Annotated in this window: 20 protein-coding genes and 1 pseudogene; 13 read left to right on the plus strand and 8 right to left on the minus strand. The window is 70.2% G+C overall.

Going from position 1 to position 24,386, the window contains the following annotated elements; genetic code table 11:
- Window positions 1-50: 50 nt before the first annotated feature.
- The 3 genes and pseudogenes from AB0B94_RS32425 to AB0B94_RS32435 form a co-directional block, all read right to left on the minus strand.
- Window positions 51-1,304: a phosphatidylserine decarboxylase gene (locus tag AB0B94_RS32425; protein ID WP_357289565.1), complete on the minus strand. Its 1,254-nt coding sequence runs from the start codon at window positions 1,302-1,304 to the stop codon at window positions 51-53.
- A 649-nt stretch (window positions 1,305-1,953) separates the two neighbouring features.
- Window positions 1,954-2,136: pseudogene (locus AB0B94_RS32430) on the minus strand (hypothetical protein); the annotation flags it as partial.
- Window positions 2,133-3,926, minus strand: a complete 1,794-nt coding sequence (locus AB0B94_RS32435) for a PspC domain-containing protein (protein WP_357289568.1) — start codon at window positions 3,924-3,926, stop codon at window positions 2,133-2,135. The gene AB0B94_RS32435 and the pseudogene AB0B94_RS32430, both read right to left, overlap by 4 nt.
- 155 nt (window positions 3,927-4,081) lie before the next feature.
- Between AB0B94_RS32435 and AB0B94_RS32440 the strand changes: the two genes are divergently transcribed.
- From AB0B94_RS32440 to AB0B94_RS32470, 7 genes are all read left to right on the plus strand, one after another.
- A complete protein-coding gene (locus AB0B94_RS32440; RefSeq protein WP_238687763.1) occupies window positions 4,082-5,347 on the plus strand; it encodes an ATP-binding protein in 1,266 nt (421 codons plus the stop codon).
- A gap of 2 nt (window positions 5,348-5,349) precedes the next feature.
- Window positions 5,350-6,036, plus strand: a complete 687-nt coding sequence (locus AB0B94_RS32445) for a response regulator transcription factor (RefSeq protein ID WP_238668355.1) — start codon at window positions 5,350-5,352, stop codon at window positions 6,034-6,036.
- 579 nt (window positions 6,037-6,615) lie between these two features.
- Window positions 6,616-8,256 carry an ABC transporter substrate-binding protein gene (locus AB0B94_RS32450; protein WP_357289572.1) on the plus strand — a complete coding sequence of 547 codons (1,641 nt, stop codon included), beginning with the start codon at window positions 6,616-6,618 and terminating at the stop codon, window positions 8,254-8,256.
- A gap of 148 nt (window positions 8,257-8,404) precedes the next feature.
- Window positions 8,405-9,331: an ABC transporter permease gene (locus AB0B94_RS32455; RefSeq protein ID WP_091406376.1), complete on the plus strand. Its 927-nt coding sequence runs from the start codon at window positions 8,405-8,407 to the stop codon at window positions 9,329-9,331.
- Window positions 9,324-10,292, plus strand: coding sequence for an ABC transporter permease (locus AB0B94_RS32460; RefSeq protein ID WP_357289577.1), 969 nt, complete (start codon window positions 9,324-9,326; stop codon window positions 10,290-10,292). Before AB0B94_RS32455 ends, AB0B94_RS32460 begins: the two co-directional genes overlap by 8 nt.
- Window positions 10,293-10,318: 26 nt before the next feature.
- A complete protein-coding gene (locus tag AB0B94_RS32465; RefSeq protein ID WP_091406372.1) occupies window positions 10,319-11,347 on the plus strand; it encodes an ABC transporter ATP-binding protein in 1,029 nt (342 codons plus the stop codon).
- On the plus strand, window positions 11,340-12,353 hold the full coding sequence (locus AB0B94_RS32470) for a dipeptide ABC transporter ATP-binding protein (protein ID WP_357289580.1): 1,014 nt from the start codon (window positions 11,340-11,342) through the stop codon (window positions 12,351-12,353). The genes AB0B94_RS32465 and AB0B94_RS32470 overlap by 8 nt, the downstream gene beginning before the upstream one ends.
- A gap of 178 nt (window positions 12,354-12,531) precedes the next feature.
- On the opposite strand, the gene AB0B94_RS32475 is transcribed toward AB0B94_RS32470, so the two are convergent.
- A complete protein-coding gene (locus AB0B94_RS32475; protein ID WP_357289583.1) occupies window positions 12,532-12,918 on the minus strand; it encodes a chorismate mutase in 387 nt (128 codons plus the stop codon).
- Between the two features lie 327 nt (window positions 12,919-13,245).
- Between AB0B94_RS32475 and pcrA the strand changes: the two genes are divergently transcribed.
- Entirely contained in the window at window positions 13,246-15,651 is a 2,406-nt protein-coding gene (pcrA, locus tag AB0B94_RS32480) for a DNA helicase PcrA (protein WP_357289587.1), read from the plus strand.
- A 105-nt stretch (window positions 15,652-15,756) separates the two neighbouring features.
- Here pcrA and AB0B94_RS32485 read toward each other — a convergent pair whose 3' ends face one another.
- Window positions 15,757-16,527: a M23 family metallopeptidase gene (locus AB0B94_RS32485; protein ID WP_357289591.1), complete on the minus strand. Its 771-nt coding sequence runs from the start codon at window positions 16,525-16,527 to the stop codon at window positions 15,757-15,759.
- Window positions 16,528-16,800: 273 nt separating this feature from the next.
- On the minus strand, window positions 16,801-17,508 hold the full coding sequence (locus tag AB0B94_RS32490; RefSeq protein WP_238668334.1) for a M23 family metallopeptidase: 708 nt from the start codon (window positions 17,506-17,508) through the stop codon (window positions 16,801-16,803).
- 486 nt (window positions 17,509-17,994) lie between these two features.
- Here AB0B94_RS32490 and AB0B94_RS32495 point away from each other — a divergent pair, with 486 nt between their 5' ends.
- From AB0B94_RS32495 to AB0B94_RS32510, 4 genes are all read left to right on the plus strand, one after another.
- Window positions 17,995-18,399: a cobalamin B12-binding domain-containing protein gene (locus tag AB0B94_RS32495; protein WP_030491849.1), complete on the plus strand. Its 405-nt coding sequence runs from the start codon at window positions 17,995-17,997 to the stop codon at window positions 18,397-18,399.
- A gap of 431 nt (window positions 18,400-18,830) precedes the next feature.
- Window positions 18,831-20,009 carry an ADP-forming succinate--CoA ligase subunit beta gene (gene sucC / locus AB0B94_RS32500; RefSeq protein WP_091406357.1) on the plus strand — a complete coding sequence of 393 codons (1,179 nt, stop codon included), beginning with the start codon at window positions 18,831-18,833 and terminating at the stop codon, window positions 20,007-20,009.
- Window positions 20,010-20,011: 2 nt separating this feature from the next.
- Window positions 20,012-20,899, plus strand: a complete 888-nt coding sequence (sucD, locus tag AB0B94_RS32505; RefSeq protein WP_357289596.1) for a succinate--CoA ligase subunit alpha — start codon at window positions 20,012-20,014, stop codon at window positions 20,897-20,899.
- Between the two features lie 392 nt (window positions 20,900-21,291).
- Window positions 21,292-21,744 carry a hypothetical protein gene (locus tag AB0B94_RS32510; protein ID WP_357289600.1) on the plus strand — a complete coding sequence of 151 codons (453 nt, stop codon included), beginning with the start codon at window positions 21,292-21,294 and terminating at the stop codon, window positions 21,742-21,744.
- A 191-nt stretch (window positions 21,745-21,935) separates the two neighbouring features.
- Here AB0B94_RS32510 and AB0B94_RS32515 read toward each other — a convergent pair whose 3' ends face one another.
- On the minus strand, window positions 21,936-22,202 hold the full coding sequence (locus AB0B94_RS32515) for a DUF4190 domain-containing protein (protein ID WP_196919730.1): 267 nt from the start codon (window positions 22,200-22,202) through the stop codon (window positions 21,936-21,938).
- Window positions 22,203-22,402: 200 nt separating this feature from the next.
- On the opposite strand from AB0B94_RS32515, the gene AB0B94_RS32520 reads away from it, so the two are divergent.
- Entirely contained in the window at window positions 22,403-23,692 is a 1,290-nt protein-coding gene (locus tag AB0B94_RS32520) for a DUF6350 family protein (RefSeq protein ID WP_238668330.1), read from the plus strand.
- 130 nt (window positions 23,693-23,822) lie between these two features.
- On the opposite strand, the gene AB0B94_RS32525 is transcribed toward AB0B94_RS32520, so the two are convergent.
- Complete coding sequence (locus AB0B94_RS32525) at window positions 23,823-24,377, minus strand: hypothetical protein (protein ID WP_357289604.1); 555 nt, start codon at window positions 24,375-24,377, stop codon at window positions 23,823-23,825.
- Between the last annotated feature and the right edge of the window lie 9 nt (window positions 24,378-24,386).

The following is a 24,386-nucleotide window of genomic DNA, read 5'->3' on the forward strand; positions in this document are numbered from 1 at the left end:
AAAGAACGGGGCGCCGCGGACAGCGGCGCCCCGTTCTTTGCGTTTGTGGGTCAGCGCCAGCGGGCGATGACGGTGGACCCGCCGACCACCTTGTCGCCCGGCCCGACCAGCGGGTCCGCAGCGTCGGCGGGCAGGTAGACGTCGGTCCGGGAGCCGAACCGGATCAGTCCGAAGCGCTCGCCCTTGGCCAGCAGCGCGCCGATCGGCGCGCGCTGCACGATCCGGCGGGCGATCAGCCCGGTCCGCTGGGCGACCACCACGGTGCCGCGAGCGGTGTCCAGCACGGTGTACGCGGCGACGTTGTGCTCGGCGTCCGGCTTCATCGCGTTGACGAAGCCGCCGTCGGCGACGAAGTAGTCAACCACCTTGCCGGCGACCGGGGTGCGGTTGACGTGCACGTCCAGCACCGACAGGAACACGGCGATCCGCAACCACTCGCCGTCGCCGAAGCGCTCGTCGTGCAGCCGCTGCACCGACAGGACCTTGCCGTCCGCGCTGGCGACCACGGCGCTCGGGTCCTCCGGCACGTCCCGTTCGGGATCCCGGAAGAACGCGGCGACCGGCCCGGCGGCCAGGGCCGGCAGCAGCCACAGCTTGGACGACGGTCGCGCCACCCGGGCCAGTGCCGCGAGCCCCAGCGCGATGCCCGCCGCCGCCACGCCGTTGGAGTCGATGTGCATGCCCCGGGTCACCGGCACGCTCGATGGCCGGTAGGCGGGGGCCAGGCTGTCGGCCGCGGTCGGGCTGGCCGGGGTGAAGCGCAGTCGGTAGACCCGCACCGGTGGCGAGTTACGCAGCACCAGATCGGCGCCGACGCCGTAGAGGGCGTCCTGGCGGGCCAACTCGGCGGCGGCACCCTCGGTCCGGCCGGGGGCGGCGACGGTCGCCACGCTCAGCACCGCCCCGTCGGTCAGGTACTTGGTCAACCCTTCGACGCCGCTGCGGGTGGCCTCGGCGGTGCCGGTGAACACCTCGGCGGCGATGACGACCGCGGCGGCCTCGGCTTCGGCCAGCGAGTCGACGACGCTCACCCGGTCGGCGACCCAGCGGCCCTGGGCTGTGATGTGCTCGCGCAGCGCCGCAGCGCCGAACGGCTCGGCGGGCACCACGGTGAGCCGGTCACCGGGGAGCAACGCATCGACAGCGGCGGCCAGCACCGCGGAGTCCGGGGTCACCCCGACCAGCAGGGCAGCCTTGGGGTCGTTGATCCGGGCCAGCTCGGCGACGAGGGTACGGGCGGCTCGCTCGCCGATGCGGACCGGACCGGACCGGCCGGTGGTACGCACGGCGGGGGACTGGGTCATGTCGGGCGGGCTCCTGACGGGGGTAGAGACGGGAATCGCGGCGGGACCGCCATGGGCGGGACGGGCCGGCCGGCGGAGGCGAGATCTCCACCAGCCAGCATATGCGGCCGTCCGCGCCGGCCGCACCGCCGTGGGGATGCGGTGGACCGACGCGGACGGGTGCCCGATGTCAGGCTTGCCTGTGCGGACTCTCGCGCTCGTCACCCGGCTGGTCGCCGGTGGCCTCGACCGGTTGGTCGGAACGGGTCGGCTCGTCCCCCTCTGCCGAGGCCGGGCGGGCGGGGTTCCCGACTGTCGACTCGTCGTTGCCGGTGCCGGGGTGGCCGGGAATGGGCTCGGTGGGCGGCTCCGACGGCGGATGTGCCAGCCAGGCCGGGTGGATCACGTCGGTGGCCGGCACGTCCTGCGCCCGCACCTCGGTGGTCGGCGTCTCCAACGTCCGGTCCGAGCCGAGCGTCGGGTCCGAGACGAGCCTCGGATCCGTGGAAGGAGTGTCCCAGGTGGACCGTTCGGCTTCCCAGACCGGCAGGGCCGCGCCGGACGTCGACGTGGCGGCGCCGGAGACGGGTACGCCGGAGACGGACGTGCCGGAGACGGGAGCGACAGCTTCGGCGGCACCGGCCTCGGCAATCGGCTCGGGCTGGTTCGGTCGACCCGAGCGCAGCGCGCCGACCAGCCCGAAGACTCCGATCAGGATGAGTGCGCCGGCCAGGAACCAGCCGACCGGCGGCAGCGCGAGCCCGAGCAGTTGGGCGAGCAGCCACCAGGCGGACAGCGCCAGGAACACGAGCCCGAAGGCGAACGACACCAGATCCGTGCGGTGAGCCTTCACCGGGTCACCTCCAGGTTGCCGGCATTGACATGGATGTAGAGGCGCAGGGTCCCGCCGCCGGGCCCGTCCGCGCCGACGTCTGTGGATTCCCGCAGGCGGCCGTCCAGCCCGCCGGAGCGGTTGCCGAAAATGGTGGCGTCACCCGCGTTGACGTCGGCCACTGTGGTGACGTCGACGTTCGGCGGCACGACCACTGTCGCCTGGCCGAAGTTGACTGCCACTGTCACCTGGCTGTCCCGTTTCGCGAAGTCGATTCCGCGCAGGTCGAGCACTGCGTCACCGAAGCTGTTCTCGTACCGGTCCGCCAGGTCGCGGTAGTCGGTGGGCGCCCAGGTCACCGCGCCGTCGACCCCACGGATCCGGTCGTAGGACTCGGCGACTGTCGCAGTGCCCAGCGCCGCCGCGGTCACCAGACCGAGGGCGATGAGCCAGCGCGCCCGCCCGAACCACGTGCCGACCAGCAGGCCCAGCGCGATCGTGGCCAGCGCGGCCGCGAAGTACGCCGAGGCGCTGATGGCGAAGACGTCCAGCAGGTCGAGCAGGGCGACCAGACCGAGCACCAGGAAGATCAGCGAGAAGGTCACCGCGCCGAGCGGCGACCGCTCCTTGGGGCGCTTCGGCGGCTTCGGTGGCTTCGGCGAAGGAGGCGCGGCCGGTGTCGGCGAAGCGTACGGGCCGTGCGGCGCGAACGGAGGACGGTAACCGGAGGGTGGCGGGGCGGTCGGATAGCCGGTCGGGGCGGTGGGTGTGCTGCTCACCGGTGCCGACGGCCAGCCGGCGCTGGGCATGGCGGTGCTCGGCCAGCCGGGCTGGGCGGCCGTGGTGCCGGCCGGTTGCCCGGACACCGGGCCGACTGCCGACACAGGCTGCGTCGCGCTGGTCGGCTGCGCGTCGTACGCGGGGATGGTGACGGTGGGCGTCGCCCCGGTCGTCGCTGTGGCGTACTCCGGACCGGTGCTGAACATCGGCGGCGTCACCGCTGGGCCGGTCGACGGCGCCGCGCCGTACGACGGTGCGGGCCAGGTCACCGGTGGGACGACCGGACCAGCCGGGTTGCCGGCCGGCGCGGCGGGCGGCGGACCACCCGGGGTGCCGGGCCGTGGATTGCGGCCGTCCCGGTTGAGCAGGAGCGCGCCGGCGACCAGGATGGCCGCGCCGAGCAGCACCGCGCGGAAGGCATCGGTGACGATGTACGCGAAGCTGGCCGCGACCAGGATGCCCAGGACGATCACTGTCACCGGGGACATGCTGGAACGACCACGACCGAGCATGGACTCGACGGGGGACGCGGTGTCGCCCTCGTTCGGGATGATCAGCCAGGCGGCGACGTACACCAGGATGCCGATGCCCCCGAAGAACCCGAGCACCGCGAGCAGCACCCGCCAGAGCACCGGATCGGTGTTCGTGGCGCGCCCGATCGCCGCGCAGACACCGGCCAGATACCGCCCCTCGCGCGGCCGGACCAGCCCGTACCGCGAGGTGAAGCCGGTGCCGCCCAGCGGCGGTGGCGGCGCGGACGGACCGGGACCACCCGGCCCCGGTGGTGTGCCGCCCGGGCCGTAGCCGGTGCCCGCCGCGAACCCTGGGCCTGGGCCGTAACCCGCCGTGGGTGGCGCGTAGCCGGCGGTCGGCTCGCCGGGCGCGGTGCCGGCGGTCGGCTCGCTGCCAGCGTGCGGACCGAACGTGCTGGGCTCGGTCCATCCGGTGGGCGTGGTGGTGGGCGGGGGCGGTGCTGAACCGCCCGGCTGTGCCGACCCCGGTCGGGGCGGCGGGGCAGCTTCCTCGGTCATGCTTCGATCCTGCTGCCCGGTCCACCCGAACGACCTCAGGACCCGACCCTGACCCCACCCTGAGATCCTGCGGCCGGAATGTCGGGGGCGTCCCCGTGGTCGCGGACGCCGCAGCGTGTGACGATCGAGTCACCGACCTCGACCTGTCCGCCACTGTGACCAGGGAGCCTCCGATCAGCACCGTGACCTCGCCCCCGCGCCTGTACCGCGCCCCGGAGCACCGGATGGCCGCCGGCGTCGCCGCCGGTATCGCCGACCATCTCGGCATCTCGGTGCTGCGGGTGCGCGTCGCGTTCATGGTCCTGCTCGGGCTCAGCGGGCTGGGCCTGTTGCTCTACGCGGCCTTCTGGGCGGTGGTGCCGCTGCGTCCCGGTGACACGGCGGTGCCGCCCCGGCGGGACGTCGCCCAACTCCTGCCGTTCGTGGGGATCGGGCTCGGTGTCCTGTTGATCCAGGTGATGGTCTTCGACTCGGTCGGCGCGGCGGGCACCGCCGGTTGGTTGGTGGCCATCATCGCTGTCGGCGCCGGGGTCATCTGGCACCAGTCCGCGCCCGAGCGGCGGCGACAGTGGGGCGAGGCGATGCCGGTGCCCTGGCTCGGCGCGGTCGTCGAGGAGAGCGACCGGCGGGCCTTCGTGCTGCGGTTCATCGGCGGTGGAGTGCTGGTCGCGGTCGGCATCATCGGCGTCGCGGCCGTCTACTCGCCGGCACAGAACTTCGACGCGGTGATCAATGGCGTGATCTTCGCGTTGGTCGGGCTGGCGGGCGTCGGCGTGGTCGCCGCGCCGGTGCTCTGGCGGACGTACAGCCAGCTCCGCTCGGAGCGCGAGGGGCGCATCCGCGAGCAGGAGCGGGCCGAGCTGGCCGCGATGGTGCACGACCAGGTGCTGCACACGTTGGCGCTGATCCAGCGCAACGCCGGCGACGTCAAGACGGTGCAGCGGCTGGCCCGGGGGCAGGAGCGTTCGCTGCGCAACTGGCTCTACAAGCCGACCGCTTCGCCGAGCGAGCGCTTCGCCGCCGCGCTGGAGCAGGCCGCGGCTGAGGTCGAGGACACCTTCGCGATCAGCGTGGAGACGGTAGTGGTGGGGGACCGGGAGACCGACGAGAAGGTCGGGGCGCTGGTCGCGGCCGCCCGGGAGGCGTTGGTGAACGCGGCCCGGCACGCCGGCGTGCAGACCGTGTCGCTCTACGCCGAGGTGGAGCCGGATCAGGTCAGTGTCTTCGTCCGGGACCGGGGGAAGGGCTTCGATCCGGATACCGTGGAGGACCACCGGCACGGCGTACGCGGCTCGATCATCGGGCGGATGAAGCGGCACGGCGGACGGGCCGAAATACGGTCCGGCCCGGGGGAGGGGACCGAGGTCCGGTTGATCCTGCCGATCTCCCGGGACTCGTCCGCAGCGGAGAGGAACAGATGACCATGGCCGAGCAGCCGACCGAGCACCTCGACCCGGCGGAGGCCCGCCCCGAGCGGCTGCGGGTGTTCCTGGTGGACGACCACGCCATGTTCCGAGCCGGGGTGCGTGCGGAGTTGGGCGCCCACGTCGAGGTGGTGGGCGAGGCGAGCACGGTGGCCGAGGCGGTCACCCGGATCGCCGTCGTCGGCCCGGACGTGGTGCTGCTCGACGTGCACATGCCCGACGGCGGCGGTCGCGCGGTGCTGGAGGCGATGCGGCGTACGCACCCGCAGGTCAAGTTCCTCGCGTTGAGCGTCTCCGACGCGGCGGAGGACGTGATCGGGCTGATCCGTGCCGGTGCCCGCGGGTACGTCACCAAGACCATCTCCCCGGACGAGTTGGCTGCCGCGATCCGTCGCGTGGCCGACGGGGACGCGGTGTTCAGCCCACGGCTGGCCGGGTTCGTGCTGGACGCCTTCGCGGCCCGACCGGACGCGCCGGTGGCCGACCCGGAGCTGGACCAGCTCACCAACCGTGAGCGTGAGGTGCTGCGGCTGTTGGCCCGGGGGTACGCGTACAAGGAGATCGCCAAGGAGCTCTTCATCTCCATCAAGACTGTGGAGACGCACGTGTCGAACGTGCTGCGCAAGCTTCAGATGTCCAACCGCTACGAGCTCTCCCGCTGGGCGGCGGATCGCCGTCTCGTGTGACGGCGCGTCGCGCCGGCGAGGATCAGAGAAACGTCCGGCGCGCCCTCGTACACCCAGTCGGTGATCGTGTCCGGGTAGCCGTAGGGGCCCTCATCCGGACGGGTCGAAACGTGAGTGGTGACGGACGTCCCACCGGGCTCGGGTGACCTCGGGGCTCGCGCACGGGCCGAGGCCGGCTGTTCGGGCGGCGCAACGTATTTCCTGCTCAGTGCCGCCCGCGCCGGGCGTTTTATGATCATTTTTCAAGTATCGGCAACGTGGCGGGCAACTAACGGCTTGATAACGGCACCTTCACGGAAGAGGCCAGTGGGTGTCACAGTGGCAGCACCTCACCATCGGTGTGTGGCACTCCGTACGCCCCACGACCACGATTTCGCCGATCTCGGCGGCCCGTGGCTGTGTCGGTTGCGTCGTGTCAGGCCTCGTTGGTGGGGGAGCCCGGCGGATCGGAACATCAGGGGTGTCCCCAACTTCCCTGTGGTCCCGGCGACCCGCGCCCCGGGGTGGTCGGGCGGTGTCACCCCCAAACGTGCGTGAAACCCACGACGGAACCTGGTTAGAAAGAGGAGGCCCCTCGGAATGAGAGTCTCGAAGCGGGCGACGAGCGCTATCGCGCTCAGCGCGGCTGCCGCGCTTGTCGCGAGCGGTTGCTCGAGTGGCGGCGGCGACGAAACTGCCGCCAGCGCGGACGGCTCGATCGTTGTTCACGGCGTCCAGCCGGAGAACCCGCTGGTCCCGTCGAACACCACGGAGACCGGTGGCGGCAAGATCATCGACTGGATGTGGACCGGCCTGGTCGAGTACCCGAACGACGGTGGGGCCCCGCGTAACGCGCTGGCGGATTCCATCAAGACCACGGACTCCAAGGTCTTCACGATCAAGATCAAGGCCGGTACCAAGTTCCACGACGGTACCGAGGTCAAGGCGAAGAACTTCGTCGACGCCTGGAACTGGGCCGCCTACTCGCCGAACGGCGCGCAGAACGGCACCTTCTTCGCGGACATCGCGGGCTTCGACCAGACCTACACCACGGACCCGGATGGCGCGGACGGCCCGAAGAAGGCCCCGACCCCGACGGCCGACAAGATGTCCGGCCTGAAGGTCATCGACGACCAGACCTTCGAGGTCACCCTGTCGGCGCCGACCGCGGTCTTCCCGACCAAGCTCGGCTACAGCGCCTTCATGCCGCTGCCGGACGTGTTCTTCACCATGAAGCCGGAAGAGTTCGGCAAGACGAAGCCGATCGGCAACGGCCCGGTGAAGTTCGTGTCCTGGGAGGACAACTCCCTCATCAAGCTGACGCGCTTCGACGACTACAACCTTCGCGACAAGATGAAGGTCAAGGACGTCGACGTCAAGCTGTACCAGGACGACAACGCCGCCTACGCCGACCTGCTGGCCAACAACCTCGACTTCATGGAGGTTGTCCCCACCTCGGCGCTCGCCGGTGACAAGTGGAAGACCGACCTCGGTGACCGGGGCCGCTCGACCGTCACGCCGTCTACCGCGTTCATCGCGTTCCCGGTCTACGACAAGCGCTTCCAGAACCCGAAGCTGCGTCGTGCCGTGTCCCTCGCCGTCAACCGGCAGGAGATCTCGGACAAGATCTTCTTCGGTACCCGCAAGCCGGCCGACAGCTGGGCGAACCCGCTGACCCCGGGCGCCAAGCCGGGCAACTGCACCGCCTGCAAGTTCGACCCGGAGACGGCCAAGACGCTGCTCGCCGAGGCCGGTGGCTTCAGCGGGGAGATGGTCTTCTACTACAACGCGGACTCCGCCCACAAGGACTGGATGGACGCCGTCGCGCAGCAGATCAAGACCAACCTCAACATCAACGCGCGGGCCGAGGGTGTGCCGACCTTCGCGGTGTTCCGCCAGAACATCAACGCCCACAAGATGACCGGCCCGTACCGTGCTGCCTGGCAGCAGGACTACCCGGACGTCGAGAACTGGGTCAACCCGCTCTTCGTCACGAACGGCTCCTCGAACGACGGCCTCTACAGCAACCCCGAGGTCGACGCCCTTGCCAAGCAGGCCAGCGCCGCGCCGAGCCTGGAGGCTTCGCACGAGGCGTTCGCCAAGGCGGTCGAGAAGGTCGACCAGGACGTTCCGAGCATCCCGGTCTACTTCTACGGTCAGCAGTCCGGCCACTCGGAGAAGATCAAGAAGCTCGAGCTGAACAACGTCGGCGAGATCGACATCACCTCGGTCGAGCTCTGATCCGAACGGTCTGACCCCGGGTCGGGCTCGCCACATCCGGTGAGCCCGACCCGGGGCCGTTCCGCGATTGGGTGTTACAACACTCCACTCGCACGTTGTCACCACCGTGTCGGCCGTCCGACGCGCCCCCTGTCTGGAGGACCACCCCATGGGCCGTTATCTGTTGAGACGGCTGCTCCAACTCGTGCCGGTCTTCATCGGTACGACGTTCCTGATCTACTGGCTCGTCTGGGCCGTTCCGGGCGATCCGTTCGCCGGCAAGTGCGGTGAGCGTCGCTGCCCGGACCAGTACATCGCCTTCATGACCGAGAAGTACCACCTCGACCAGAACGTCTTCGTGCAGTACGCCAACTACATGAAGAACCTGCTCCAGGGCGACTTCGGTCAGACGTTCTCGCAGCGCGAGATCAGCGACATCATCCTGACTTCGTACCCGAACACCCTGAAGCTGGCCCTCGTGGCTCTCGCCATCGAGGCGATCATCGGCCTCGGCGCCGGCGTCCTCAGTGGTCTGCGGCGTAACGGCTTCCTGGACAACCTGGTCCTGGTCTCCACCCTGTTCCTGATCGCGCTGCCGGTCTTCGTGGTCGGCTTCGTGCTGCAGTGGCTGTTGGGTGTGCAGTGGGGCATCATCAAGCCGACCGTCTCCTCCGAGATGCGGTGGTCTGAGTTGATCGTGCCGGGCTTCGTGTTGGGCAGCGCGTCGGTGGCGTACATCGCCCGGGTGGCACGAACGAGCATCGCCGAGAACCGTCGCGCCGACTACGTGCGGACCGCCATCGCCAAGGGCCTGCCGATGCGCCGGGTGGTAGGCGTGCACCTGCTGCGCAACTCGCTCATCCCGGTGGTGACCCTGCTCGGCACCGACCTCGGCGCCCTGATGGGTGGCGCGATCGTCACCGAGGGAATCTTCGGCATCAACGGAATCGGCCGTCAGGTCTTCCGGGCGATCATCACCAAGGAAAGCGCCACGGTGGTAGGAATCGTGGTCGTCCTGGTGCTGGTCTATCTCGTGATGAACCTGCTGGTTGACCTGCTCTACGCCGCCCTGGACCCGAGGATCCGTTATGAGTGACCCGAGTACCGCATCGATCGTCAGCACCCCTGGCGCACACCCCACCGACTCCGCCGCTCCCGCCACCGCGGGCCAGCCGCAGAGCAACGAGAAGCCGCGCGGCCTGCTCGGCGACGCCTGGCGGGACCTGCGGCGCAAGCCGCTGTTCTGGATCTCGGCCACGCTGATCGTGATCTTCCTGTTGATGGCGGCCTTCCCGTCGCTGTTCGCCCCGGGCGACGCGGTCAACGGTTCGCTGTCCCGCAGCCTCGACAAGCCGTCCGCCAATGGCTGGTTCGGCTACGACGTGCAGGGCCGCGACGTCTACGCCCGGGTCATCTACGGCGCACGGGCCTCCATCGTGGTCGCCGTGCTCTCCGTGATGGGCACCCTGCTCATCGGCGGCACCATGGGCATCATCTCCGGCTACCGCGGTGGCTGGGTGGACGCGCTGCTCAGCCGGATCGCCGACGTCTTCTTCGGCCTGCCGTTCGTGCTCGGCGCGATCGTCATCCTGACCACCTTCAACGGGTCGGGCGCCGGCAACAGCAAGGCTCAGATCATGGGCCTGGTGATCGCGTCGCTGATCGTGCTGAGCTGGCCGGTCGTGATGCGGCTGATGCGCTCCTCGGTGCTCGCCACCAAGGAGGCCGACTACATCGTGGCGGCCCGCGCGCTGGGTGCCGGCACCGGCCGGATCATCCTCAAGCACCTGCTGCCGAACTGCCTGGCCCCGCTGCTGGTCTACGGCACGATCATGGTCGGCTCGTTCATCGGCGCCGAGGCCACCCTGTCGTTCCTGGGCGTCGGTCTGAAGTCGCCGGTGGTGTCCTGGGGCATCATGATCAGTGATGGGCAGCAGTTCGTCCGGGTCGCGCCGGGGCTGGTGTTCTTCCCCGCCGCGTTCCTCGTCACCGCAGTGCTGAGCTTCGTGATGCTCGGTGAGTCGGTCCGCGAGGCCCTCGATCCGAAACTCCGCTAGGGGAGATCCAGTTGTCCGACATTCTCGTGTCCGAGCAGTCAGCGCCGGGACCCGGCGGGTCCGGGCGTCCCTCCGGCCGCCTGCTCGAGGTCGACGACCTGCGGGTGGAGTTCCGCACCCGGGACGGCGTCGCAAAGGTCATCAACGGGGTCACGTACCACGTCGACGCGGGGGAGACCCTCGCCGTGCTCGGCGAGTCCGGCTCCGGTAAGAGCGTCACCGCGCAGACCATCATGGGCATCCTCGACACGCCGCCCGGCTTCGTCACCGGTGGGCAGGTCCGCTTCCACGGCAAGGACATGCTCCGGATGTCCGACGAGGAGCGACGCCGCATCCGCGGCGAGGGCATCGCGATGATCTTCCAGGACGCGCTCTCCGCGCTGAACCCGGTCTTCACCGTCGGGTTCCAGATCGCCGAGCAGTTCCGGGTCCGGCGGGGCATGGGCCGCGCGGAGGCCAAGAAGCGCGCGATCGACATGCTCGACCAGGTCAAGATCCCGAACGCCAAGGGCCGGTTCAACAACTACCCGCACCAGTTCTCCGGCGGTATGCGGCAGCGCGCGATGATCGCGATGTCGCTGGCGCTCGACCCCGAGGTGCTGATCGCTGACGAACCGACCACCGCACTCGACGTCACAGTGCAGGCCCAGATCATGGATCTGCTGGCCGAGCTTCAGCGCGAGCGGCAGATGGGCATGATCCTGATCACCCACGACCTCGGCGTGGTCGCCGACGTCGCGGACCGGATCGCTGTCATGTACGCGGGCCGGATCGTCGAGGAAGCCGACGTGTACGAGCTGTACGCCAAGCCGGCGCACCCGTACACGCTGGGTCTGATCGACTCCATCCCGCGCCTCGACGAGAAGGGGCAGCAGCTCCGGACGATCAAGGGCCTCCCGCCGAACCTGATGAACATCCCGCCGGGCTGCCCGTTCAACCCGCGGTGCCCGATGGCTCAGCCGGTGTGCCGGGAGAAGGTCCCGCCGCTGCTGCAGGTCGGCCCCGCCCGGGCCAGCGCCTGCCACTTCGCCGAGGAGCTGGTGAACCGTGTCTGAGAACATCCTCGAGGTCAATGACCTGGTCAAGCACTACCCCGTCACACAGGGTGTGGTGTTCAAGAAGACCGTCGGTCAGGTCAAGGCGGTCGACGGGGTCACGTTCGGGCTGCGCGCCGGTGAGACGCTCGGTGTGGTCGGCGAGTCCGGCTGCGGCAAGTCGACGCTCGCCCGGGTGCTGATGAACCTGGAGAAGCCGACCGCCGGCAACGTGGTCTACAAGGGCCAGGACATCTCCAAGCTGTCCGGTGGGGCGCTGCGGCGTCTGCGCCGGCAGATCCAGCTGGTCATGCAGGACCCGTACACCTCGCTGAACCCGCGGATGACCGTCGGCGACCTGCTTGGTGAGCCGTTCGAGATCCACCCGGAGGTGGCGCCGAAGGGCAGCCGCCGGGCCAAGGTCCGCGAGCTGCTCGACCTGGTCGGGCTCAACCCGGAGCACATCAACAGGTACCCGCACCAGTTCTCCGGCGGTCAGCGTCAGCGCATCGGCATCGCCCGCGCGCTCGCGCTGCGGCCCGAGATCATCGTCTGCGACGAGCCGGTGTCGGCGCTGGACGTCTCCATCCAGGCCCAGGTCATGAACCTGCTGGAGCAGTTGCAGGGCGAGTTCGGCCTGTCGTACGTCTTCATCGCGCACGACCTGTCGGTGGTCCGCCACCTCTCGGACCGGGTCGCGGTGATGTACCTCGGCAAGATCGTCGAGATCGGCACCGAGGACGAGATCTACGAGCGGCCGACCCACCCGTACACCCAGGCGCTGCTCTCCGCGGTGCCGGTGCCGGACCCGACCCAGCGGAACAACAAGACGATCATCCGGCTCACGGGGGACGTGCCGTCGCCGATCAGCCCGCCCTCGGGCTGCCGGTTCCGGACCCGCTGCTGGAAGGCGCAGGACGTCTGCGCCGAGCAGGTCCCGCTGCTGGAGATCCGACAGGGCTCGGACCACCCGAGCGCCTGCCACTTCGCGGAGAAGCGCGAGATCGTCGCCAGCCACGAGGTGTGAGTCACCGAAACCGCCTGCCGCCGTCACCACGACGACGGCAGGCGGTTTCGTCTGTCAGTGCCCGGATCGGCCGCGCGACCACCTGGCAACCCACGCGGTGTCAGCGGGCCGTGTGCGGCCAACTCGGGCGGTGTGGCTCACCAGGTCGGCTCACCGGAGACTGGACGGCCCGGACGGCTCACAGCGGCCCGCGGCCCGCACGGAGCAGCAGCAGGGCAAGTTGGGTGCCGTCGGCGCCGAGCGCGCCCCGGAAACGCTCCAGGATCTCCCGTTCCCGGGAGAGCACCAGGCGAGTCCCACCGGACGCCATCCGGGTCACCCCGACCTCCTGGGACAACGCGGCCCGCTCCTGCCAGAGCGTGATCAACGCGTGGTCGATCTCGTCGATCCGTTCCCTGATCTGCACGATCCGCGCCGAGGCGGACGGCTCCTGGGTGCCGGTCTGCTGCTCGGCCGGCTCGGCGTCCGCACCCGTCGGCGGTGTGACCACCGCCGGCTCAGCCCCCGCTGCGGGCTGCCCCGGTCGGATCGGGCTGCCGCTCTGCTCCATCACGTCTGTCATCATCGGGTACCTCTCGCACTGTGGTGCCCGGTGCCCGGAACCTGGGACGGAAAAAGCCCCGGACTCCAGGAGCCCGGGGCTTTAGCAGGTCTGAATCGATCAGGCGCGACCTACGGCTGCCGGACTCCCGGTGCCATAGTAAAAGTAGAAGCGCGCAGCGATCACGTCGTCGAGTATGCCCACGTCGTTGCCGGGTGCGCAAGCATTCCGCGTCGACGAAGGGCACCTTTCCCGCCGGTGGGCGTACGAGGTGGTGGTGCGCGCCGTCGGGCACGAGCTGCTGAGCGCCAGCGGCGCAGTGTCCGGGTGGCGGCATAGACTTGTCGGGCGATGCATCCTCTCTTCGACATCCCCGCGTCCCCGCCTGCGCCGGAGTCCGCGCCGGCCCGCCCGCACCGACCCGGGGCGGCCGCCGCGCGTCTCGATCCGCAGCAACTGCTCGCCGGGCTGAACGGGCCGCAGCGCGACGCCGTCAGCCATGCCGGCTCGCCGCTGCTGATCGTTGCCGGCGCCGGGTCCGGCAAGACCCGGGTGCTCACGCACCGGATCGCCTACCTGCTCGCCGCTCGGGACGTGCACCCCGGCGAGATCATCGCGATCACCTTCACCAACAAGGCCGCCGGTGAGATGAAGGAGCGCGTCGCCGCGCTGGTGGGCCCCCGGGCCCGCCTGATGTGGGTGTCGACGTTCCACTCGGCCTGCGTGCGGATCCTGCGTGCCGAGCACGAGCACGCCGGGCTGAAGTCGACGTTCTCGATCTACGACGCGGACGACTCCCGCCGGCTGATGCAGTTGGTCACCCGCGAGCTGGATCTCGACCCGAAGCGCTACCCGGCGCGTGGGCTGGCCGCCCAGGTCTCCAACCTCAAGAACGAGCTGGTCGACCCGGAGCAGTTCGCGGCGCGGGCCACCGGGCCCAACGAGCGGGCCCTCGCGGAGGCGTACACGCTCTACCAGCGTCGGCTGCGTGAGGCTCACGCCCTGGACTTCGACGACCTGATCATGACCACGGTGCACCTGCTCCAGTCCCACCCGCACGTCGCGGAGAGCTACCGCCGGCGGTTCCGGCACGTGCTGGTCGACGAGTACCAGGACACCAACCACGCCCAGTACGTCCTGATCAAGGAGCTGGTCTCCGGCACCGACGGGCTGGAGCCCGCCGAGCTGTGCGTGGTCGGCGACGCCGACCAGTCGATCTACGCGTTCCGGGGTGCGACGATCCGCAACATCCTGGAGTTCGAACGGGACTTCACCGACGCGCGGACGATCCTGCTGGAGCAGAACTACCGCTCCACCCAGACCATCCTCAACGCGGCCAACGCGGTGATCGACCGCAACACCTCCCGCAAGCCGAAGCGACTGTGGAGCGAGGCCGGCGCCGGCGAGCAGATCGTCGGCTACGTGGCCGACACCGAGCACGCCGAGGCCGACTGGGTGGCCCGGGAGATCGACCGGCTGGTCGACGCCGACGAGACCCGCCCCGGCGACGTCGCCGTCTTCTACCGCACCAACGCCCAGTCCCGCGTCTTCGAGGAGGTGTTCATCCGGGTCGGCCTGCCCTACAAGGTGGTCGGCGGGGTGCGCTTCTACGAGCGCAAGGAGGTCCGCGACGCCCTGGCGTACCTGCGATCGGTGGTCAACGACGACGACACGGTGAGCCTGCGGCGAGTGCTCAACACCCCGCGCCGGGGCATCGGCGACCGCGCCGAGGCGTGTGTCGAGGCGCTCTCCAGCCGCGACCGGATCTCCTTCGGCGCGGCGCTGCGCCGGGCCCGGGAGGCGCCGGGCATCTCCAGTCGGGCAGCCAACGGCATCGCGGACTTCGTGGCGCTGCTCGACGGCGCCCGCGAGCTGGCCGAGACCGGCACCCCGGAGGAGGTGCTGGAGGCGCTGCTGACCCGCTCCGGCTACCTCACCGAGCTGGAGGAGAGCCTGGACCCGCAGGACGCCGGCCGGGTGGACAACCTCCAGGAGCTGGTCAGCGTCGCCCGCGAGTACACCGAGCGGATCGAGGCGCTGGGCGAGGAGGGGGAGCGGGCCACCCTGGCCGGCTTCCTGGAGCAGGTGGCGCTGGTCGCCGACGCCGACCAGATCCCCTCCGACGACCCCGACCACCAGGGCGTGGTCACCCTGATGACGCTGCACACCGCCAAGGGGCTGGAATTCCCGGTGGTCTTCCTGACCGGGCTGGAGGACGGCGTCTTCCCGCACCTGCGCTCGCTGGGCGACACCCGCGAGTTGGAGGAGGAGCGCCGACTGGCCTACGTCGGCATCACCCGTGCCCGACAGCGGCTCAACCTGTCCCGGGCGGTGACCCGCTCGGCCTGGGGGCAGCCGTCCTACAACCCGCCGTCGCGCTTCCTGGAGGAGTTGCCGACCGAGTTGGTGCACTGGGAGCGCACCGAGGGGTCGTACACCTCGTGGGCTGGCGGGGGCGGGGGCGTCGGTGGCCGCGCGGACCGCGCGCCCGGCGCGCGTGGCAACTTCACCGGGGGTACGCCGAAGGCGGCGCAGCTGGCTCAGCGGCTCGGCGTGGACGCCAGCCGGCTGACCACGGCCAGCGAGCTGCCACAGGGGCCGAAGGTGTCAGCGGGCGACCGGGTCAGCCATCAGCGGTACGGGTTGGGGCGGGTGCTCGCCGTCGAGGGGCACGGCCCGGGTGCCCGCGCGCAGATCGACTTCGGCGACCAGACCATGTGGCTGGTGCTCCGGCACGCCCCGGTCGACAAACTCTGACCCCGGCACTCCAAGATCGCACCAAATCAAGGAAAGAGTGGCCTCAGCGGTACGCGAGGCCACTCTTCCTTGTTGTTGCGCCCGGACCGCGCGGGGAATGCGGCCTCAGCAGCCCAGGTCGACGCCGCGGGCCCGCATGAACGGGGCCGGATCGATCTGGTTCCACATGCCCTGGTGCACCTCGAAGTGCAGGTGCGGGCCGGTGGCATCGCCGGTGGCGCCCTCGTAGCCGATGACCTGGCCGGCCTTCACCTTCTGGCCGACGGTGACCGCGATGCGGCTCTGGTGGGCGTAGTGGGTCAGGTAGCCGTTGCCATGGTCGATGAAGACAGAGTTGCCGTACCCGTCGGAGGCGTCGCCGGCCTGGGTCACTGTGCCGGCGGCCGCCGCGTGGATCGGCGTACCGGAGGGCAGCGCCAGGTCGATACCGGCGTGCAGGGTGCCCCAGCGCTGCCCGTAGCAGGACGTGACGGCTGCGCCCGGCATCGGGTCGACCCAGGCGGATGTGGGCCTGGTGGTCTTCTTCGGCTTCGGCTTGGCCTTCGCGGCGGCAGTCTTCGTGGGGGCCGGGCTGGCGCTGACCGCCGACGGGCTGGGCGTCGGGCTGAGCGAGGGGACGACCGGGGTGCTCGACTCACGGACCGAACGGTCGGCCCGGCTCGCGGCCTCGGCCCGGGCCTGGGCGTCGAGGGAGACGGCGGCGGGTGCCGGGTGGTCGGTGCCGCTGGTGGCGACGGCGACACCGCCGAGGCCGAGGGCTACCAGGGCGGCGGCCCCGAGCACGATGAGGCGGTTCCGTCGGCCGGTGCGCTGCGGCGGCGCGGTGTGGCTGGTGTCGGGGGTGTTCTCGTTCTGGACGGGGCTGTCTTCCTGCACGGCGGACCTTCACAGTCGAGGGGCACTTGACCTCGAAATACTGGTGTCGGGCCGAGGTGGGGCAGGCGCGGGGACCGAACCCTCGGACGGAGGGCTGACGGTCGGGTGCCCGGATATGACCCGCTGTGCGGCGCTACATCCGGAAAAGTGATCATGTTGATGGGTGCCGTCGGTCACATTCGGCGCTGTGACCCGGGATACATCCGCCAGGATCGCAGAACGCAAAACCGCCCGGATCGACAGATCCGGGCGGTCAACGGTCATTACGCACCGTCAGCGGTCGGCTACCTCGCTGTAGATTGCCTCGACTTGCAGCTTGATGTCCACTCCGCGCTCCTGGAGGAACGGCACCGGGTCGGTCGGCTGCCCCTTGACATGGATCTCCAGGTGCAGGTGGGTGCCGTACGCGTGGCCGGTCTGACCCACGAGGCCGAGCTGGTCGCCCGCCTTGATCTGCTGGCCCTCCTTCACGCTCACGGCGGAGGAGTGGCCGTAGATGGCCTCGCTGCCGTCGGCGTGTTGGACGATCACCGCGTTGCCGTACCCGCCGAACCAGCCGGCCTTGGTGACCAGCCCGTCGTGGATCGCCACGTAGGGCGTGCCCTCGCCGGCGACCAGGTCCACGCCGGTGTGCATCTTGCCCCAGCGGACGCCGTAGGGGGAGTTGAAGTCGTAGCCCTGCAGCGGCAGCAGCCAGACCTCGGGCTCGGCGCTGTCAGTGCTGCGGCTGTCCCGGGAGGCGCGGTCGGCGTTGTCGGCACGGGCCGCGGCGTCCTGGCTGGTGACCGACGCCTGCTTGAGCTCGTCGAGAACCGTCGGGCTGACGTCCTTGGCGTCCGGCAGGGCGCTCGCGCCGAGAGCGACGATGCCGGCACCGACGAACGCGGTGGTGACGACAGCGGCGTAACGGCTGCGGGGTGGGGTGGGTACGCGGCGGCGACCGCGATATCGATCGGGCTCAGACGACAGGCGCTGGCGCACGCACACCCTCCGTTGTCGGGGTTCCGAAGCGGCCGGTGGGCGTCCCCTGAAGCTCCAGTGGAACGTCCGCTGACCGCGTCGTCACCCGTCCATGGACCTGATGACAACCGTGGACACGTTAGCCAACCGCCAGGCGAGTCACAAGCTAGACCGAAAAATTGGCGTGTCGATCTGTCCGTTTGCGTCCATGATTGTCATGCATCGCGACACCGAACGGTGCCCCCGTCGCTGCCCGTTCGTCGCCCAGCGTGACCGTTCCGGCGGAGTCGTCCGACTTGACTCCGAACCGCGCCGGGATGATGTCCCCGGCCCTGCCAGCGACGTGGCCGTGGCGAAGCCGGGACGCCGCCAGGCCGGACCTCTCCGGGTTGCGCGGTGGGCACGCCGGGTAACGGCCGGTGACGGAGCCCGGATTTCCCGGGCCCGGCCCGCCGGGTTACCGTTCGTTAAGGTGATGGCGGTCAAGCCGGTGAAAGGTGTGCGCTGATGAGCTCTCGGATTCGGGTCGTCGTCGCGAAGCCTGGCCTGGACGGCCATGACCGGGGCGCGAAGGTCGTCGCGCGGGCCCTGCGGGATGCCGGGATGGAGGTCGTCTACACCGGCCTGCACCAGACTCCTGAGCAGATCGTGGAGACCGCCATCCAGGAGGACGCCGACGCTGTCGGCCTGTCGGTGCTCTCCGGCGCGCACATGACGCTGTTCAGGCGGGTGCTGGAGCTGCTCGGGGAGCGGGACGCCCGCGACATCGTCGTGTTCGGCGGCGGCATCATTCCGAACGGCGACATTCCCGAGTTGGAGAAGCTGGGCGTCGCGAAGATCTTCACACCGGGCGCCACCACCCAGGCGATCGTCGAGTGGGTCCGACAGAACGTGGCCCAGCCGGTTTCCTGAGGCACGCCGATCTGCTGCGCCACCGGATCTGGGCACGGGGGAGGGGCCGGACGCACCCCTCACACGTCCGGCCCCTCTATGCACGATGCCCCGCCGCCACCCCTCGACCGACAGGGCATCGGCCGTATCCCGTCTTTGCGCTGTTCAGCGCTCCGACATCTGACTCAACGACGCCCCCACGGCGGGGTTACGCAAGCCGGACAACATCGCCCGGACGGTGGATGCCAACCGCATCGTGGCCGGAAACCGGCCACACCTGATGTCCGGTTGTGCATTACCGCACACCGCGCACCCGCTCGGTTGCCGGCGGTGCCGACCTCGCTAGGCTGCGGCCAATGGCCTGTTTCAACTGATGACAGGCGTCAAACTGTTTTCTGAACGCTGGTGGCGGCGCGACGGCGCGCCGCGGAGACGGGACGGGACGCGCAATCGTGGACCTGTACGAGTACCAGGGGCGGGACCTGTTCGAGCGGCACGGCTTGCCCGTGCTGGCCGGCGGCGTCGCCACTACCCCGGAAGAGGCCCGCGCGATCGCCGAACGTCTTGGCGGCCGTGTGGTCGTCAAGGCGCAGGTAAAGGTCGGCGGCCGAGGTAAGGCCGGCGGCGTCAAGCTGGCCGAGGGCCCGGATGAGGCGGTGGCTCGGGCCACCGACATCCTCGGCATGGACATCAAGGGTCACACCGTCCACAAGGTCATGATCACGGTGACCGCGGACGTGGCCGAGGAGTACTACTTCTCGTACCTGCTCGACCGGGCGAACCGCACCTTCCTCTGCATCGCCAGCGTCGCCGGCGGCATGGACATCGAGCAGGTCGCCGCCGAGACCCCGGACAAGGTCGTGAAGGCCCCGATCGACGCCGTGAAGGGCGTGGACGAGGCCAAGGCCCGCGAGATCGTGACCGCTGCCGGCTTCCCGGCCGAGGTCGCCGACCAGGTGGTCGAGATCGCCGTCGGCCTGTGGCAGGCGTTCGTCGCCGAGGACGCCACCCTGGTCGAGGTCAACCCGCTCGCCAAGAACGGCGACGGCCGGATGCTGCTGCTCGACGCCAAGATCAGCCTGGACGAGAACGCCGCGTTCCGGCACCCGGACCACGAGGCGCTTGTCGACCAGGCGGCTGTGGACCCGCTGGAGCAGGCCGCCAAGGCCAAGGACCTCAACTACGTCAAGCTCGACGGCGAGGTCGGCATCATCGGCAACGGCGCGGGTCTGGTCATGTCGACCCTCGACGTGGTCGCGTACGCCGGTGAGCGGCACGGCAACGTCAAGCCGGCCAACTTCCTCGACATCGGCGGTGGCGCGAGCGCCGCGGTGATGGCGAACGGGCTGGAGATCGTGCTCTCCGACCCGGCTGTGAAGAGCGTCTTCGTCAACGTCTTCGGCGGCATCACCGCCTGCGACGAGGTCGCCAACGGGATCATCCAGGCGCTGGCCCTGCTGGAGCAGCGCGGCGAGCAGGTCACCAAGCCGCTCGTCGTCCGTCTCGACGGCAACAACGCCGAGGCTGGCCGGGCGATCCTGGACAGCGCAAACAACCCGCTCGTGCAGCGGGTGGACACCATGGACGGTGCGGCCGAGCGGGCCGCCGAGCTGGCAGCTGCGGGGGTCTGATCATGGCTATCTGGCTGACCAAGGACTCGAAGGTCATCGTCCAGGGGATGACCGGTTCCGAGGGTTCCAAGCACACCCGACGGATGCTGGCCGCCGGCACCAACGTGGTGGGCGGCGTCAACCCGCGCAAGGCGGGTCAGACCGTCGACTTCGACGGCACCGAGCTGCCGGTCTTCGCGTCCGTCGCGGACGCGATGGCCGAGACCGGGGCCGACGTCACAGTCATCTTCGTGCCGCCGCAGTTCACCAAGGCCGCCGTGGTCGAGGCGATCGACGCCGCGATCGGCCTGGCCGTGGTGATCACCGAGGGCGTCCCGGTGCACGACACCGCGTCGTTCTGGGCGTACAACGTGGCGCAGGGCGAGCGGACCCGGATCATCGGGCCGAACTGCCCGGGCATCGCCTCGCCGGGCGCGTCCAACGCCGGCATCATCCCGGCCGACATCACCGGCTCCGGCCGGATCGGCCTGGTCAGCAAGAGCGGCACGCTGACCTACCAGATGATGTACGAGCTGCGCGACATCGGTTTCTCCACCTGCGTCGGCATCGGCGGTGACCCGATCATCGGGACCACCCACATCGACGCCCTCGCGGCGTTCGAGGCCGACCCGGAGACCGACGCCATCGTCATGATCGGTGAGATCGGTGGCGACGCCGAGGAGCGGGCCGCAGAGTTCATCAAGGCCAACGTCACCAAGCCGGTGGTCGGCTACATCGCCGGCTTCACCGCTCCCCCCGGCAAGACCATGGGTCACGCCGGTGCGATCATCTCCGGCTCGGCCGGCACCGCCGAGGCGAAGCAGGCGGCCCTGGAGGCCGTCGGCGTCAAGGTCGGCAAGACGCCTACCGAGACCGCGAAGCTGATGCGGGAGATCATGTCCGGCAGCTGAGCCGGTCAGGCAGTGCCGAAGGGGGTCGACCACACTTGGTCGGTCCCCTTCGGCGTATCAGTTGGCGGGTGAACCCTCGCCGCCCGATGGTCACCGCGCGGCGGGCTACGGCCGACGCGATGCCGGGCGAGCGTCACCGACCGGCACATCGCACCGCAGTTTGTTCGCCCAATATCTGAGTCGTTCGGACCGCCGGTCAAGCTTTCCCCCTCCGTGCACAATGCGCGCAGTCGTGGCGGCCGACGGTTTCTTCCCGATTCTGGTCGAGTGCGCGGAGCCCAGCTATGTCGCAGACTTCTTCCCGTCGTGCTGACCGATCCTGATCTTAGATGTTGCACATCGAAAGATGGGCATGTATGGTCCGGAAGTCAGCTATTCACGGGGAGGTCCACATGGTACGTAATCTGCTTGAACGTCGAAAGCTGAAGTCGCGGGGCGTATTTCGGCGCGCCACTGTTGTCGGTGCGGCATCAATTGGGCTGCTGCTCGCTTTTGCCGGGCCTGCTCAGGCTGGCAGTTCCAGTGTTAGTCACCAGGGTGGCGGCGATGCCTACGTCACTTATACCTTCAATGGCACCCGCTCGGTTTCCCTGACCGTGAGAGTGGTCGACTGGAAGTGCAACTCGCATTCCGCGTGGGGTGGCGTCGAGGTCATTGGAGGTGGTCTCGACACGACCACTCTCGATTTCTGGAACGGCTACGGCTGCAACACCGAAAAGACCATGACTCAGACGTACACATCTAGCACCAATATCATCAATATCAGGGTTGGTGCTGATGGCGATGGCCGACCTGGGGGATTGGCGACTGTGTTCGGGACCTATCAGGACAACCCCTACACCTGACCGGTCGGTGTCAGGGCAACACCTGACGCCACGGACCACGTTCGACCGCCAGCTCAGCACAGAACAGGCCGACCGCAGCCGGTCGGCCTGTTCTGTGCTGCCCACCGATCCTCATGCTGTGTGCCGAAGGCGAGCCTCTCCTGGATCGGTCGTGGCCGTGGGTCGTCCGAGCGACCCGTCCGCCAACTGGCTCAGTCGTTGTTCCAGAACGGGTAGTTGCCGGTCGACCGCAGGATCGCCCCGCCGATGATGTTGATCACGCCGAACGCGATGGCGAGGTAACCGAGCAGCGGCGACTGCCCGTACCGCCGGGCGTCGCGGATGGACAGGTAGCCGAAGACGATGCCGAAGATGCCGCAGCAGATCAGCCCCAGCACGATGCCCAGCACGCCCCAGAGGGTGGTGCGGTCGCGTCCCCGGGCCGGTGGTGGTGGGGGAGGCGGGTATGGCGTCGTCACAGCGTCCTCCGAGCGGTAATGGGCGACGTGCCGGCCCGGACCGCGACCGGCGGGCCCGTCCCGGGTGGCGGCGACTCGCGCCCCCTCAGGGCCGAGGCTAGACCGGCCCGGGTGGGCAGGACGTCGGTTCGGTGAACTCGCCGACCTTAGGAGGGGTTAACGGACTGCCACCGCCCGCGCGACGTGCCAGAGTAGAGCGGATGTCCCCCGTCACCCCTGACCGTCCCAGCCGTCCCGGCGGTGTGAGCGCCGACGACCGGCCGGTCGACCGTGCCGCACCGGCCCGGCGGGTGCCCGCGCCTCGCGCGGGCGGGTCGCCGCGCGGGCGGGCGCCGTTGCCAGTCGCCGCCGGGGTGGCCGCCTGCTGGGCCGCCCTCACCTCCTACCTGCCGGTCGCCATCGTGCTCGGCCTGGTGCAGCTCGGCGCGGATGGCACCACAGTGACCGGCACCCTGCGCACCGCGCTGGCCGGCTGGCTGCTCGGGCACGGCGTGCCGCTGCACACCGAGACCGGGCCGCTCGGGCTCGCCCCGCTGGCGCTGACAGTGCTCGCGCTCTGGCGGCTGACCCGCGCCGGCGTGCACGTCAGCCGCGCGATGGGTGCCCGCGACACCCGCTCACCGCGCCGGGCACTGCTCGCCGCGGTCGCGGTCGGTGTGGCGTACGCGCTGCTCGGCGCGCTCGCGGCGGTGCTGGTCGGCACGGGTGGGCCGAATGTGTCGCTGATCCGGGCGGGCGCCACGTTCGCGGCGGTCGGCACGCTCGCCGCGCTGGTCGGCGCGGTCCGGATCACCGCCGTGACCCGGCTGCTCGTCACTCGGCTTCCGGGCCCGGTGCGCGACGGCGTTCGCACCGGCCTGGTGGCCGGGCTGCTGCTGCTCGGTGCGGGCGCGGGCGCGGCCGGCCTGGCGGTGGCCACCGGCGGCGGCGACGCGGCCGACATGATCGGGGCGTACCGGACCGGGGTCGCCGGGCAGGCCGGCATCACACTGGTCAGCGTGGCGTACGCGCCCAACGCGGCGGTCTGGTCGACCAGTTACCTGCTCGGGCCGGGGTTCGCGGTGGGGACCGACACCGCGGTCCGTACCAGCGAGGTGTCGGTCGGCGCGCTGCCGGCCGTGCCTTTGCTCGCTGGCCTGCCGCGCGGCCCGGTGGACGGCTTCGGTGCGCTGCTGCTCGCGGTGCCGGTGCTGGCCGGGATGGTCGCCGGGTGGCTGCTCGCCCGGCGGGTGGCTCGCCTCGCGGTGCCGGAGCGGGCCGCGCAGCGTTGGGCCGAGCTGCTGGCGCCGGCGGTGCTGGCCGGGCCGGTGGCCGGGGTGGTGCTCGGCGCGGCCGCGGCGGTCTCCGGTGGGCCGCTCGGCGCCGGTCGGCTGGCCCAGGTCGGGCCGGTGGGTTGGCAGGTCGGGGCGGTCGCGGCCGGTGTCATAGCTGTCGGCGCGCTGCTCGGCGCCGCCGCCACCCGGGCACTGACCCGCGGTCCCGCGCAGTAGACCCGCCGTCACCCGGGCGCTGAGCCGCTGTCGCGCGTAATAGAGCCGCCGCCGTTCGGCGCTGACCCGCGGGTAGACGAGCGCGGGGCGCCCCGGGTGAACCCGGAGCGCCCCGTCGGATCCGAGCCCGTCAGGGCTGGGCGGGCAGATTGACGTTCAACACCACGCTCAGGATGATCGAGATGATGCCGAGCGCGACGCCGACCGCACCACAGATCAGGCCGGCCTTGGCCTGACCGGCGTTGCTGGCCTGCCCCTGGTCGGCCTTCTGCTTGCCCAGGTAGCCGGTCACCAGGGCCCCGATGCCGACCGGGATGCCCAGGATGGCGCAGCAGGCCAGCGGGATCGACGCGATACCGAGGATCAGCGCCACCAGGCCGAGGGTGTTGTTCTGCCCCTGTGCCTGCGGGTACCCGGCGTTCGGGTAGGTCGGGCTGGCGCCGTACGGGGGCTGCTGCTGCGCGTACGGGTCCTGGTGCGGCGGCTGCTGACCGTACGGCTGCCCCGGGGTGGGCTGCTGACCGTACGGGGCCTGCGGCGCGGCGTACGGGTCCTGCGGCTGCTGACCGTACGGCTGGCCGGAGGTGGGCTGCTGGCCGTACGGGGCGGCCGGCGGCTGGGGAGCGGTCGGGTCCTGGTTGGGCTGCTGGCCGTACGGGTCCTGACCGGGGTTACCGGGCTGCATTCGAGAAGC

It is taken from the genome of Micromonospora sp. NPDC048986, from assembly GCF_040649335.1.
GTDB lineage: Bacteria > Actinomycetota > Actinomycetes > Mycobacteriales > Micromonosporaceae > Micromonospora > Micromonospora alfalfae.